12 protein-coding genes are annotated in these 13,809 nt (G+C 54.7%); 3 read left to right on the top strand and 9 right to left on the bottom strand.

The window, feature by feature from the left end; translation table 11 throughout:
• Positions 1 to 51 precede the first annotated feature (51 nt).
• From nhaA to dnaK, 3 genes are all read right to left on the bottom strand, one after another.
• Positions 52 to 1,227, bottom strand: a complete 1,176-nt coding sequence (gene nhaA, locus EKN38_RS09630) for a Na+/H+ antiporter NhaA (RefSeq protein ID WP_014830601.1) — start codon at positions 1,225 to 1,227, stop codon at positions 52 to 54.
• Positions 1,228 to 1,402: 175 nt separating this feature from the next.
• On the bottom strand, positions 1,403 to 2,548 hold the full coding sequence (gene dnaJ / locus EKN38_RS09625) for a molecular chaperone DnaJ (RefSeq protein WP_014830600.1): 1,146 nt from the start codon (positions 2,546 to 2,548) through the stop codon (positions 1,403 to 1,405).
• A gap of 87 nt (positions 2,549 to 2,635) precedes the next feature.
• On the bottom strand, positions 2,636 to 4,549 hold the full coding sequence (gene dnaK, locus EKN38_RS09620) for a molecular chaperone DnaK (RefSeq protein ID WP_013095521.1): 1,914 nt from the start codon (positions 4,547 to 4,549) through the stop codon (positions 2,636 to 2,638).
• Positions 4,550 to 4,845: 296 nt separating this feature from the next.
• On the opposite strand from dnaK, the gene satP reads away from it, so the two are divergent.
• Positions 4,846 to 5,412 (top strand): acetate uptake transporter, encoded by a 567-nt coding sequence (gene satP, locus EKN38_RS09615; RefSeq protein WP_014830599.1) that lies wholly within the window; start codon positions 4,846 to 4,848, stop codon positions 5,410 to 5,412.
• On the opposite strand, the gene EKN38_RS09610 is transcribed toward satP, so the two are convergent.
• From EKN38_RS09610 to tal, 3 genes are all read right to left on the bottom strand, one after another.
• Complete coding sequence (locus EKN38_RS09610) at positions 5,389 to 6,711, bottom strand: MFS transporter (protein ID WP_014830598.1); 1,323 nt, start codon at positions 6,709 to 6,711, stop codon at positions 5,389 to 5,391. The two genes, satP and EKN38_RS09610, sit on opposite strands and share 24 nt — an antisense overlap.
• 122 nt (positions 6,712 to 6,833) lie before the next feature.
• Positions 6,834 to 7,421 (bottom strand): molybdopterin adenylyltransferase, encoded by a 588-nt coding sequence (gene mog / locus EKN38_RS09605; RefSeq protein WP_013095516.1) that lies wholly within the window; start codon positions 7,419 to 7,421, stop codon positions 6,834 to 6,836.
• A gap of 110 nt (positions 7,422 to 7,531) precedes the next feature.
• On the bottom strand, positions 7,532 to 8,485 hold the full coding sequence (tal, locus tag EKN38_RS09600) for a transaldolase (protein WP_014830597.1): 954 nt from the start codon (positions 8,483 to 8,485) through the stop codon (positions 7,532 to 7,534).
• Positions 8,486 to 8,747: 262 nt separating this feature from the next.
• Between tal and EKN38_RS09595 the strand changes: the two genes are divergently transcribed.
• Together EKN38_RS09595 and yaaA are read left to right on the top strand one after the other, a co-directional pair.
• Positions 8,748 to 10,178 carry an alanine/glycine:cation symporter family protein gene (locus EKN38_RS09595; RefSeq protein ID WP_014830596.1) on the top strand — a complete coding sequence of 477 codons (1,431 nt, stop codon included), beginning with the start codon at positions 8,748 to 8,750 and terminating at the stop codon, positions 10,176 to 10,178.
• A gap of 66 nt (positions 10,179 to 10,244) precedes the next feature.
• On the top strand, positions 10,245 to 11,018 hold the full coding sequence (yaaA, locus tag EKN38_RS09590; RefSeq protein WP_046889357.1) for a peroxide stress protein YaaA: 774 nt from the start codon (positions 10,245 to 10,247) through the stop codon (positions 11,016 to 11,018).
• A gap of 32 nt (positions 11,019 to 11,050) precedes the next feature.
• On the opposite strand, the gene EKN38_RS09585 is transcribed toward yaaA, so the two are convergent.
• From EKN38_RS09585 to thrB, 3 genes are all read right to left on the bottom strand, one after another.
• Positions 11,051 to 11,344, bottom strand: a complete 294-nt coding sequence (locus tag EKN38_RS09585; RefSeq protein ID WP_014830594.1) for a DUF2502 domain-containing protein — start codon at positions 11,342 to 11,344, stop codon at positions 11,051 to 11,053.
• Positions 11,345 to 11,588: 244 nt separating this feature from the next.
• Positions 11,589 to 12,875, bottom strand: a complete 1,287-nt coding sequence (gene thrC / locus EKN38_RS09580; protein WP_126522028.1) for a threonine synthase — start codon at positions 12,873 to 12,875, stop codon at positions 11,589 to 11,591.
• A gap of 3 nt (positions 12,876 to 12,878) precedes the next feature.
• Positions 12,879 to 13,808 carry a homoserine kinase gene (gene thrB / locus EKN38_RS09575; RefSeq protein WP_013095510.1) on the bottom strand — a complete coding sequence of 310 codons (930 nt, stop codon included), beginning with the start codon at positions 13,806 to 13,808 and terminating at the stop codon, positions 12,879 to 12,881.
• Position 13,809: the final 1 nt, after the last annotated feature.

Genomic DNA, 13,809 nt, shown 5'->3' with positions numbered 1-13,809 from the left:
GCTCTCCCTGAGTGTGTATCGGGAGAAGGATTACCTTCTCCCGGTTTTCCGTTATGCCTGGACGGCCTGTCCGGACAATTTCACCTTCAACAAGGTATAACCAATAACCGCGGCCAGCAGTGAACCGATAAGAATGCCGAGTTTTGCCCAGACAATCAGCTCAGGCGCGTTTGCGCCAAACGCCAGCGTCGAGATAAAGATCGACATGGTAAATCCAATCCCGCAGAGCACGCCGACCGCCATAATCTGACCAAATGTGGTGCCGTTCGGCAACGACGCCAGCTTAAGCTTCAGCGCCAGCCAGCAGAACAGGCTAATCCCCAGCGGTTTACCAATAAACAGTCCGGCAATAATGCCCAGCGGCAGGACAGACGTCAGACCGTCCAGCGTAACGCCTCCCAGGGAAACGCCTGCGTTGGCAAACGCAAACAGCGGCAGGATCATAAAGGCGACCCACGGATGCAGCACATGCTCCAGCTGTTTGGCCGGTGATTTACCCTCCTGCGGCTTAAGCGGTACGAAGAAACCGACGATGACCCCTGCCAGCGTGGCATGCACGCCGGATTTCAACACGGCCGTCCACAGCACCATCCCCACCAGGATATAAATCCCGATGCGACGTACATTGAAAATGTTTAACAACGCCAGTACTGCAATCGCCGCTGCGGCCACGCTCAACGACAGAATTGACAGCTCGCTGGTGTAGAACAGCGCGATGATAACGATCGCCCCCAGGTCATCGATGATCGCCAGCGCCATCAGGAAGATTTTCAGTGCAACCGGAACACGGCTTCCAAGCAAGGCTAAAACACCGAGCGCAAACGCGATATCCGTTGCGGCCGGGATCGCCCAGCCGTCACGTGCAACGGGATCCTGCCAGGCAAACGCAAGGAAGAGCAGCGCCGGAACGACCATCCCGCCAATGGCGGCGATCACCGGAAACGCTGCGCGCTGGCGGCTGGCCAACGAGCCCAGCACCAGCTCACGCTTCACCTCAAGTCCTACCAACAGGAAAAACACCGCCATCAATGCATCGTTGATCCACAGCAGCATGTTCTTGTTGATTTCCAGCGCGCCGACCTTCAGTTCGACGGGCGTTTCCAGAAACGCATGATAGAACTCACGTGTGATGCCCAGGTTAGCCAGCAACATCGCTGCCGCAGCGGCGATAATCAGGATCACGCCCCCTGATGCTTCACTGCTAAAAAAACGGTGTAATAATTTCACTTAAGCTCTCTCTTTAAGCAAGATACCTCGATAAAACCATAATACCAAGCCTAACAACTCGGCAAAAACAGATTAATATTGAGTATAAATTCAGTTTTACCGAACAATACCTTTAAAAAAGAAAAAAGCCCGGAATCGCTTCCGGGCTTTGTCAGGATGAAGAGTGGCTAACGGATCAGCGAGTCAAATCATCGAAGAATTTTTTGACGCCATCGAAGAAGCTTTTGGAACGTGGACTGTTTTTCTCACCCGTCGGGCCGCCAAAGCTTTCCTGCAACTCTTTCAGCAACTGTTTCTGCTTGTCGTTCAGGCCAACCGGCGTTTCAACCACCACGCGGCACAGCAGATCGCCCTGCGCCCCACCACGAACGGATTTCACGCCTTTACCGCGCATGCGGAACAGCTTACCGGTCTGGGTTTCGCCTGGAATTTTCAGGTTCACGCGACCATCAAGTGTAGGCACTTCAATTTCGCCACCGAGCGCCGCCATGGCAAAGTTGATCGGTACTTCACAGTAGAGGTTGTTGCCTTCACGCTCAAAGATAGCGTGCTGTTTCACCTGCACCTGAACGTACAGATCGCCTGCTGGTGCGCCATGCTCACCTGCTTCGCCTTCGCCTGCCAGGCGGATGCGGTCACCCGTATCCACGCCAGCCGGGATTTTAACGGACAGGGTTTTGGTTTTCTCAACGCGACCGTGGCCGTGGCATTTGGTGCATGGATCTTTAATCAGCGTCCCGCGACCATGACAGTGCGGACACGCCTGCTGTACGGCGAAGAAGCCCTGACGCATCTGCACCTGACCGGAACCGTGACAGGTTGGACAGGTTTGTGGCTGCGTGCCCGCTTTCGCGCCGCTGCCATGGCAAACGTCACACTCTTCCAGCGTCGGGATACGGATCTCTTTGGTGACACCGCGAACGGCCTCTTCCAGCGTCAACTCCATGTTGTAGCGCAGATCGGCACCACGCGCTGCGCGCTGACGACCGCGACCACCACCAAAGATATCGCCGAACACATCGCCAAAGATATCGCTGAAATCAGCGCCGCCGCCAAAGCCGCCGCCACCGAATCCACCACCACCCATGCCGCCCTGTTCAAAGGCTGCGTGACCATACTGGTCATAGGCCGCACGTTTTTGTGCATCGGTCAGGACTTCGTAGGCTTCTTTGATCTCTTTAAATTTAGCTTCAGCCTCTTTGTCACCCTGGTTGCGATCCGGGTGGAATTTCATGGCCAGGCGCTTATACGCCTTTTTGATTTCACGCTCTTCCGCAGTTTTCGGAACGCCTAAAATCTCGTAATAGTCTTGCTTTGCCATTGGTTTTTTTAAGCCCCTTAACATGCGAGCACGGGCGTGGAGAGTTCTCCTACGCCCGTGCCGATTAATTACCCTGCATCAGGGCGATTATTTTTTGTCTTTAACTTCTTCGAACTCAGCGTCGACAACGTCGTCGTCTTTCGCATTGTTCGCCGAAGCGTCAGCGCCTGCCTGCTGCTGGGCATGCTGCTGCTGAGCGATTTCCATCAGCTTCTGAGAAGCCTGTGCCAGCTCCTGCATCTTCGCTTCGATATCCGCTTTGTCTTCGCCTTTCAGAGACGTTTCCAGCGCGCTCAGTGCAGCTTCGATAGCAGTTTTGTCTTCCGCTGGCAGTTTATCGCCTGCTTCTTCAACCTGCTTACGGGTGCTGTGCAGCAGATGGTCGCCCTGGTTACGGGTCTGAACCAGCTCTTCGAACTTACGGTCGGATTCCGCGTTGGCTTCTGCTTCGCGAACCATTTTCTGGATCTCTTCTTCGTTCAGACCGGAAGAGGCCTTGATGGTGATCTTCTGCTCTTTACCGCTGTTTTTGTCTTTCGCGGAAACATGCAGAATACCGTCAGCATCGATATCGAAGGTCACTTCGATCTGCGGCATGCCGCGTGGTGCCGGGTTGATACCATCCAGGTTGAACTGACCCAGAGATTTGTTATCAGATGCACGCTTACGCTCACCCTGCAGCACATGGATGGTTACCGCAGACTGGTTGTCTTCAGCAGTAGAGAACACCTGGCTGTGCTTGGTCGGGATGGTGGTGTTTTTGCTGATCAGCGCCGTCATCACGCCACCCATGGTCTCGATACCCAGAGAGAGCGGGGTTACGTCCAGCAGCAGAACGTCTTTAACATCACCGGTCAACACACCGCCCTGAACCGCAGCACCAATTGCCACTGCTTCGTCCGGGTTAACGTCTTTACGTGGTTCTTTACCAAAGAATTCAGCCACTTTCTTCTGAACCATTGGCATACGAGTCTGGCCACCAACGAGGATAACGTCGTTGATATCAGACACGGACAGGCCAGCATCCTGCAGTGCAACTTTCAGTGGCTCGATAGAACGGTTCACCAGGTCTTCTACCAGGCTTTCCAGTTTCGCACGGGTCACTTTGATGTTCATGTGTTTAGGACCGGTTGCATCTGCAGTGATGTACGGCAGGTTAACGTCGGTCTGCTGAGCGGAAGAGAGTTCGATCTTCGCTTTCTCAGCGGCTTCTTTCAGGCGCTGCATGGCCAGCGGGTCGTTACGCAGGTCAATGCCCTGATCTTTCTTAAACTCGTCAACGAGGTAGTTGATCAGACGCGTATCGAAGTCTTCACCACCCAGGTGCGTATCACCGTTGGTTGCAAGAACTTCAAAGGTTTTTTCGCCGTCAACTTCGTCGATTTCGATAATAGAGATATCGAAGGTACCACCACCGAGGTCGTAAACCGCGATAGTACGGTTGCCAACTTCTTTATCCAGACCGTAAGCCAGAGCAGCCGCGGTTGGTTCGTTGATGATACGTTTTACTTCCAGACCTGCGATACGGCCAGCATCTTTGGTTGCCTGACGCTGAGCATCGTTGAAGTATGCAGGAACGGTGATAACAGCTTCAGTTACCGGCTCACCCAGGTAATCTTCTGCGGTTTTCTTCATTTTTTTCAGCACTTCAGCAGAGATCTGAGGTGGTGCTGTTTTGGTGCCTTTCACATCAAGCCATGCATCGCCGTTATCAGCTGCGATGATTTTGTAAGGCATGATAGAAACGTCACGCTGAACTTCTTCGTCCTGGAAGCGGCGGCCGATCAGGCGTTTAATCGCAAACAGGGTGTTTTGCGGGTTTGTCACTGCCTGACGTTTAGCCGGCTGACCAACCAGAGTTTCACCATCCTGGGTATAGGCAATGATAGAAGGCGTGGTGCGATCGCCCTCGGCGTTCTCCAGCACGCGTGCAGTAGTGCCATCCATAATCGCTACACAAGAGTTGGTAGTACCCAGGTCGATACCAATAATTTTACCCATCTAAACGTCTCCACTAAAAATTCAGTCAACATGTGGTTGTGTACCTGTAATAAGGGCAAAACGTGCTTTTTCAACTGCCCAGATTTGATTTTTTTCAGGTCCACACACTGCGGTTGCTTACAAGATGGGGTCACCGGCGCATCCATCAAGGGGGAAGGATAAAAAAAATTTTAATTTCACCCTGATGAGATCATAGACGGCATCGTTTGCGCCCATTATGATGCCGCGCCCCGTCAGGGAGAACTGTCGCGGGTTTAACCATTTCACCATATCAATGATGATTTTTTTGAGGACTTATGGGCAACACTAAGTTGGCTAATCCGGCTCCGCTGGGCCTGATGGGTTTTGGCATGACCACCATCCTGCTGAACCTGCATAACATCGGGATGTTCCCGTTGGATGGCATTATCCTGGCGATGGGCATTTTTTACGGCGGTATCGCGCAAATCTTCGCGGGCCTGCTGGAATATAAGAAAGGCAACACCTTCGGCTTAACCGCCTTTACCTCTTACGGTTCTTTCTGGCTGACCCTGGTCGCCATTCTGCTGATGCCTAAAATGGGTCTGGCTGATGCGGCAAACGCCCACTTCCTGGGCGTGTATCTGGGCCTCTGGGGCGTCTTCACCCTGTTCATGTTCTTCGGCACCCTTAAGGGCAACCGCGTACTGCAGTTCGTCTTCCTGAGCCTGACCGTGCTGTTCGCCCTGCTGGCGATTGGTCACCTGGTCGATAACGAAGGCATCGTTCACGTAGCAGGCTGGATTGGCCTGGTTTGCGGCGCAAGCGCAATCTACCTGGCAATGGGCGAAGTGCTGAACGAGCAGTTTGACCGCACCATTCTACCGATTGGTGAAAAACACTGATCCCTCTGTCGTGCCTGCCTCGCGGGCACGACTTCTCCCCGATTGACGTAGCCAAATTCCCAATACCAGCCCCATCAGCGACAACGCCAGCACGTACCAGGCAGGTGCCATCGGTGACACGCCCATCAACACCGTAACCGCAATCGGCGTCAGTCCACCGAAGATGGCATACGAAACGTTGTAGGAGAATGAGATCCCGGTGAAGCGGACTTCTGGCGGGAATGCGCGTACCATCACGTAAGGCACGGCCCCCACCACACCGACGCACAGCCCTACCACGCCATACAGAAGGAACAATTGTTCAGGATGACTGCCTGCAAGATGGTAAAACGCCCAGCTTGAGCCCGCCAGTAACAGACTGCCGACGATAAAGGTGACGCTGGCGCCGAACCGATCTGCAGCCAGCCCGGCGGCCAGACAGCCGAAGCAGAGCATAATGGTGGCGATACTGTTTGCCTGTAAGGTCACCGCCGGGGCGAAGCCGTACTGCTTTTGCAGCCAGACTGGCGACATCAAAATCACCACCACAATGCCCGCCGAGAGCAGCCAGGTAAGCAGCATCGACACCACCACCGCTTTTTTATGACGCACCACGACAGCTTTTACCGGCAACTCCTGCGCCAGCGCTTTGCGCTGCTGCATTTCGAGGAAAATCGGTGTCTCCTGCAGCCAACGGCGCAGGTACATGGCCACCAGACCAAACGCCCCGCCCAGCAGGAACGGTAGACGCCAGCCCCAGTCATGCACGGCCTGTTGTGTCATGCTGGTATTCACAATTGTTGCGACGACGGAACCGAGCAAAATGCCCACCGTTAACCCCGCGGTTAAGGTTCCGCAGGCGATACCAATACGACGCGCCGGAACATGCTCCGCGACAAACACCCACGCCCCCGGCACCTCACCGCCGATGGCCGCCCCCTGAAGAATACGCATCAGCAGTAGCAATAACGGGGCGAGAATGCCCATCGAGGCGTAGGTTGGCAGCAGACCAATCGCCAGCGTCGGCACAGCCATCAGCAGGATACTGAGGGTAAACATCTTCTTACGCCCGACCAGATCGCCAAAGTGCGCCATCACAATCCCACCAAGAGGGCGCGCCAGATACCCGGCAGCAAAAATACCGAAGGTTTGCACCTGACGCAGCCATTCCGGGATATCCGCCGGGAAGAACAACTCCCCCACCACGGCGGCGAAGAAGACAAAGATGATGAAGTCGTAAAACTCCAGCGCGCCGCCCAGGGCCGCGAGCGTGAGGGTTTTGTAGTCCTGTCGATTCAGAGGTCGGGTGTTATGTGACATAGCGAACCATTGAGCGTGTGTTGTGGATTTATTTTTACAGCTAACGTAAAGAAAAAATTACTATACCGTAAAACGTTTAGCACACCATCGCCGCTTCAGCTAATGTCACATTTTTATTATTTTCAGGAGATTGTTTCGCGACGTGCGCTTTTAGGACGAAATGCTGCTACGACTTTGTCATCGGTTTCCACGTACGGCCCGTCAAGCAGTTGTATACAATACGGTACACTTGCAAAGATCCCGTGGACGATCACGCTGCCATCATCCGCTTTTAGCCCTTCGAGCGTCTCTTTAATCGACTTAGGTTGCCCTGGTAGATTCAGGATTAGCGCCTGCTTGCGAATGACCCCTACCTGACGGGAGAGGATCGCCGTTGGAACAAAGTGCAGGCTGATCTGGCGCATCTGTTCACCGAAGCCCGGCATTTCGCGGTCAGCTATAGCAAGCGTAGCATCTGGCGTCACATCACGACGTGCAGGACCGGTTCCGCCGGTCGTCAGCACCAGGTGGCAGCTCATCTCATCCACCAGCTCACACAACGTCTGCTCGATGATCGGCTGTTCATCCGGGATCAGGCGGGTCTGGATTTCAAACGGGGTGGTCAGCGCGCTGCCCAACCACTCTTCAAGAGCAGGGATGCCTTTATCCTGATAGACACCGCTTGAGGCGCGGTCAGAAATCGACACTAAGCCGATGCGTAAGGTATTCATATCCATTCCATTCAATAAGTACTGATTAAAGGGAATGATACACGCAGAGGGGAAATTCAGACAGAGTACGAAAGAAGTCGCGTGACCGGGAGCCCGGTCACGCAGAATGATTACAGCAGATCGCCGATCATTTTTTCCAGTTTTTCCTGGTCGATAGCAAACTTACGGATACCGTCCGCCAGTTTGTCTACCGCCATTGGATCCTGGTTGTGCTGCCACAGGAACTCGGATTCGGTGATACGCTCTGGACGCGCTTTCACTTCACCGGTGTAAGACAGTTTACGCTCGATGGTACCTTCGCTTTCAGCCAGCTCTTTCAGCAGCGCTGGTGCGATGGTCAGGCGGTCACAGCCAGCCAGCTCGATGATTTCACCCACGTTACGGAAGCTTGCGCCCATAACAACGGTTTCATAGCCGTGCTGTTTGTAGTATTCGTAGATTTCAGTCACGGAAACCACGCCCGGATCTTCAGATGCAGCGTACTCTTTCTTGTCGGTATTGGCTTTGTACCAGTCCAGAATACGGCCCACGAACGGAGAAATCAGGTATACGCCCGCTTCCGCACATGCACGCGCCTGCGCGAAGGAGAACAGCAGCGTCAGGTTACAGTTGATACCGTCTTTTTCCAGCTGTTCAGCCGCGCGAATACCCTGCCAGGTAGAAGCCAGTTTGATCAGGATACGGTCGTTGCTGATACCCGCATCGTTATACATTTTGATCAGACGTTTTGCTTTCGCGATAGACGCTTCGGTGTCGTAGGAGAGACGCGCATCCACTTCGGTAGAGATACGGCCAGGAACCAGTTTAAGGATCTCCAGACCGATGTTCACTGCCAGTTTATCAGTGGCATCCACAACCTGCTGCGCGCGGTCGTTGCTCTGTGCTTTCGCCCAGGTCACAGCGTCGTCAATCAGTTTGCGATACTCAGGGATCTGTGCGGCGTTAAGGATCAGAGAAGGGTTAGTTGTGGCATCCTGCGGCTGGTACAGCTTCATTGCCGCGATATCTCCGGTGTCAGCTACGACAGTGGTGAACTGACGAAGGGAGGTCAATTTATCCGTCATGATAGTGTTTCTCTTTTAACGTGCCCTGGATAATTCACGCTACCGACAGCATGTCTGCAGCGGAAAAATGACAGGTTTACTTGTTAGGGGGATGTAACCGGTCTGCCCTGATGATAACACGACGGAGGGGTAGCGCAACCGCAGACAGTGCGCTTCACCATTGTATGATAAACTCGAAATATTAACAGGCAGCTAAGTAACAGCACGCTCAATATGTGGTAGCGCTTACATAATTGCCCTGGCATCAACAAGAGGGACGTTAATGCCTGATTTCTTTTTCTTTATTAACGAAGTTCTCTGGGGTTCGATCATGATTTACCTGCTTCTCGGAGCAGGTATTTGGTTTACGCTTCGCAGCGGTTTTATCCAGTTTCGTTATATCCGCAAATTTGGCAGAAGTCTGAAAAACAGCGTCACACCGCAACCGGGTGGATTAACGTCTTTCCAGGCACTGTGTACCAGCCTCGCGGCACGTCTTGGCAGCGGTAATCTGGCGGGGGTCGCGCTGGCTATCAGCGCCGGCGGACCGGGCGCGGTTTTCTGGATGTGGATTACGGCAATTATCGGCATGGCAACGTCGTTTGCCGAATGTTCTCTCGCTCAACTCTACAAAGAAAAAGACAACAACGGCCAGTTTCGCGGCGGCCCGGCCTGGTACATGGCTCGAGGCTTAGGGATGCGCTGGATGGGCGTGCTGTTCTCGCTATTCTTGCTTGTCGCCTATGGTCTGATTTTCAACACCGTTCAGGCAAATTCTGTCGCCCATGCCCTCCGCTATGCCTTTGCCTGTCCGGAATGGTTAACCGGCGCGGTGTTAGCCCTCTGCATACTGCTGACTATCTCTACCGGACTCAAGGGCACTGCCCGTCTGATGCAATGGCTGGTTCCCGTCATGGCGCTGCTCTGGGTTGCGGCCAGCCTGCTGGTCGCTGCGCTGCATATCGACCAGGTGCCGGATGTGATTGCGACCATCTTCAGAAGCGCCTTTGGCTGGCGTGAAGCCGCTTCGGGCGCGCTGGGCTATACCTTTAGCCAGGCGCTGATGGCGGGTTTTCAGCGCGGCATGTTTTCTAATGAAGCCGGAATGGGATCCACGCCAAATGCCGCCGCGGCGGCTGCGTCGTGGCCTCCTCACCCGGCCGCGCAAGGGATTGTGCAGATGATTGGCGTCTTTACGGACACGATTATTATCTGTTCCGCCAGCGCCATGATCCTGCTGCTGGCCGGCCCTGTACCGCACTCATCGGAAGCCGCCGGGATACAGCTTCTTCAGCAGGCGCTGATGAACCTTACCGGTGGCTGGGGGGCCGGATTTGTCTCGCTCATTCTGATGCTGTTCGCCTATAGCTCGATGGTCGTCAATTACCTTTACGCCGAAAACAACCTCATTTTCCTGAAGTTCAACTCCCGTCCTGTGCGCAACCTGCTACGTCTGGGGATGATATTAATGGTAATAGCGGGTTCTTTGCTCAGCATGCCGCTGGTCTGGCAGCTGGCGGACGTGATTATGGCGTTGATGGCCATCACTAACCTGACGGCGATTTTGCTGCTCTCTCCTGTTGTAAACCTTATCGCCGGAGATTATCTACGCCAGCGCAAACTGGGTATCCCCCCCGTCTTTGATGCCGCGCGCTATCCCGAAATCAAGTCGCAGATTGCGCCCGGCGCCTGGGATGATTTGCCACGGCAATAACAGCTATCGATCAATTCAGGGCGATTTTTTGCTAAAGTCGCTCTAAATTTCCTGCAAGGACTGGATATGCTGATTCTGATTTCACCTGCAAAAACGCTCGACTACCAGAGCCCGCTCGCGACTGAGCGTTATACCCAGCCTGAACTGCTGGACTACTCGCAACAGCTGATTCACGAGGCACGTAAGCTCTCCGCGCCGCAAATCGCCTCATTGATGAGCATCAGTGATAAGCTCGCCGATCTGAATGCGACCCGCTTCCACGAGTGGCATCCTGACTTCACCCCTGCAAATGCCCGCCAGGCGCTTCTGGCCTTCAAAGGTGACGTCTATACCGGTCTGCAGGCTGAAGAGTTCAGCGAAGCCGATTTCGATTTTGCCCAGCAGCATCTGCGTATGCTCTCGGGTCTCTACGGCGTGCTGCGCCCGCTGGATCTGATGCAGCCCTATCGTCTGGAGATGGGCATCCGCCTGGAAAACGCCAAAGGCAAAGATCTGTACCATTTCTGGGGCGACATTATCACCGATAAGCTGAACGCGGCACTGCACGCGCAGGGTGATAACGTGGTGATTAACCTTGCCTCCGATGAATACTTTAAGTCGGTGAAGCCGAAGAAGCTGGATGCACAGATTATTAAACCGGTCTTCCTCGATGAGAAAAACGGCAAGTTTAAGGTCATCAGCTTCTATGCCAAAAAAGCGCGTGGCCTGATGAGCCGCTACATCATTCAAAACCGTCTGACGAAGCCTGAGCAGCTGACCGGATTCAACAGCGAGGGGTATTTCTTTGACGAGGACGCGTCGGGGAAAGGGGAACTGGTGTTTAAGCGTCACGAACAGTAAAAAAACAACCCCGCCTTCTGGCGGGGTTTGTATTAGTGATGCTTCCAGTCCGGGCCTGGTCGGTGATCGTCGTGGCGGTGATCATGGCGATCGTCACGATCGCGATGCTCATCATGCGGACGCCAGTGGTTATCACGCCAGTCATAATGCGCCTTCCACCAGTCATGGTCGCGCCAGCGGCCGCCGTCCCAGTAATGACCGTTATTATCTCGATCGCCAATCTGCAGTTTGACCGCCGGAACCAGAGTAATTTCGGATGCCTGTACCGCCATGGGAGCGACCAGCATCAGTGAAAGCGCAATCAGCGCAGGTTTCAGTTTAGACATCGGTGACTCCTTATGATTCTTACCCAACGTGGGCCGATGTAAGGAGATTACGTGAGGGGAACCGGGGATGTTATTCTCTGCAATCCTAAACGCTAAGTGACCGCATTTATTGGGAATTTCTGCTTTTTCCCTGCTATTTTTCTCCTTAATTTCTTCACAAAAAAGCCGGGTGACGCTTCGCTTACCCGGCCTACGATTGAGATCGTTGTAGGCCCGGTAAGCGCAGCGCCACCGGGCAAAAAAATCACGCTCGGGTCATCATCAGCTTACGCAGCGCGGCAAAATCCGCCGGCAGCTCATGAGAGAGCAGCGGCAGGTCAGCGCGATCCGCCAGCTCTTTCGGCAGCGGCAGCGTTTCACCCAGAATCTCTTCCACGCTCTCTTTGAATTTTGCCGGATGCGCCGTCCCCAGGAACAGGCCATATTCACCCGGATTCAGCTGGTCGCGCAGCGCACGATAAGCAATCGCCGCATGCGGTTCAGAGGTATACCCCACCGCCTTCAGCTCACGCATGGTGCTTCTGGTGGTTTCATCCGTGACCGCCGCATAGCCCAGATCGCCCAGACGCCACACTTTACGGCGGAACAGCTCTTCCACACGCGGCCAGTTGTTTGGCTGTGACACATCCATCGCGTTAGAGAGCGTCGCCTGGGTCGCGTTCGGCGCCCATTTACCGTCTTTCAGGAAGCGTGGCACGGTGTCGTTGGCGTTGGTCGCCGCAATAAAGCGTTTCACCGGCAGGCCGAGTGATTTCGCCAGCAGGCCCGCGGTCAGGTCACCAAAGTTTCCGCTCGGTACCGAAACCACCAGCTGATTGCGCGCCTCTTGCGGCAGTTGGGCAACCGCTTCGAAGTAGTAGCTAATCTGCGCCAACAGACGGCTGATGTTAATGGAGTTGGCAGAGTTGAGCCCCAGCGCGGCCTTCAGCTCTTCATCGTCGAAGGCCTGTTTCACCAGCGCCTGACAAGCATCAAAGTCGCCATCTACTGCTACGGTCTCAATGTTGCCGCCGAGGGTACAGAACAGTTTTTCCTGGAGCGGGCTGATCTTGCCTTTCGGATAGAGGATCACCACGCGGACGTTCTTCAGACCGTAGAAGGCATGCGCCACGGCGGCACCGGTATCCCCGGAGGTGGCGGTCAGAATGGTCACCGGTTTGTCACCGCTGATGTGCGTCAGCATCTGCGCCATAAAGCGACCACCGAAGTCTTTAAACGCCAGCGTTGGGCCGTGGAACAACTCCAGACAACCCACATCCGGCTCAACCTGCTGAACCGGTGCCGGGAAGGCAAACGCCGCACGCACGCGCTCTTCCAGCAGCTCCTGCGGGATTTCGTCGCCGATAAACGCAGACAAAATTTTCGTGCTGCGGGTAACAAAGTCCTGCTTCAGCAGCTCATCAATGTCGGTCAGCTGGAATTCCGGCAGATCGTGAGGGAAGAACAGCCCCTGATTTTTGCCCAGTCCCTGAGTCACCGCCTGCGCGAAGCTGACCTGCTCGTTATGATCTTTCAGATTGTAGAGTTTCATTCGTTATCCCAGTACTCGTGCGCCAGCCGTGTCCAGACGGCAAATATGAACAAAGCCTTCCTGATTTTGCAGGTAGTGTTTAGAGAGCCAGTCCGCCACGCGCTGCGCGGTGTCTGGCTTATCGCACAGGGCGAACAGCGTCGGGCCGGAGCCGGAGATGCCGCACGCCTGCGCGCCGATATCAAGCGATGCCTGTCGCGCCTCATTGAAGCCAGGCAGCAGCTTCGTACGATACGGTTCGGCAATCACATCTTTCATCAGTTTCGCCGCCAGCTGTGGCTGACGGGTATAGCAAGCGTGAATAAAGCCTGCCAGGTGACGCCCGTGGGCAATACAGTCCTGACGGCGATACTGCGCAGGCAGGATCGCACGCGCTTCCGCGGTGGAGACCTTAATGCCCGGATAGGCCAGCACCCACAGCCACTCATCAAACCCTGGCACCTGCTGGCTGATGATGCCATTTTCTTCGATCATCAACTGCATACCGCCGAGGAAACACGGCGCGACGTTGTCGTAGTGGATGCTGCCGGAGATACGGCCTTCCAGCTCGCCCATTAACCCCAGCAGACGGCTATTGTTCAGAGGTTTGCCGCAGTGCTCATTCATCGCCACCAGCGCGGCCACCACAGAGCAGGCGCTTGACCCCAGACCGGAGCCAATCGGCATACTTTTTTCCAGCGTCATGGCGACCGGCACGTTTTTACCGATCTCCTGACAGAAGCGCTCCCAGCACTGATAGACGATATTCTCGCGCGGTTCGGACGGCAGCTTGCTGGCAAAACGTCCCACGTTATTCAGGCTGAAGCTTTCTGCTGCTTCCACCGTGACCGTATCGCCCAATAGTGAACCGTCCACCGGCGTCACCGCCGCACCCAGCACATCAAACCCGACGCTCATATTGGCGCTGGAAGCCGGGGCATAAACTTTGACCATG

Source organism: Enterobacter sp. WCHEn045836 (assembly GCF_003965585.1).
Classification (GTDB): domain Bacteria; phylum Pseudomonadota; class Gammaproteobacteria; order Enterobacterales; family Enterobacteriaceae; genus Enterobacter; species Enterobacter dissolvens.
Note: the sequence above shows the minus strand (reverse complement) of the source record. Positions and strands in the feature narration are given on the sequence as shown.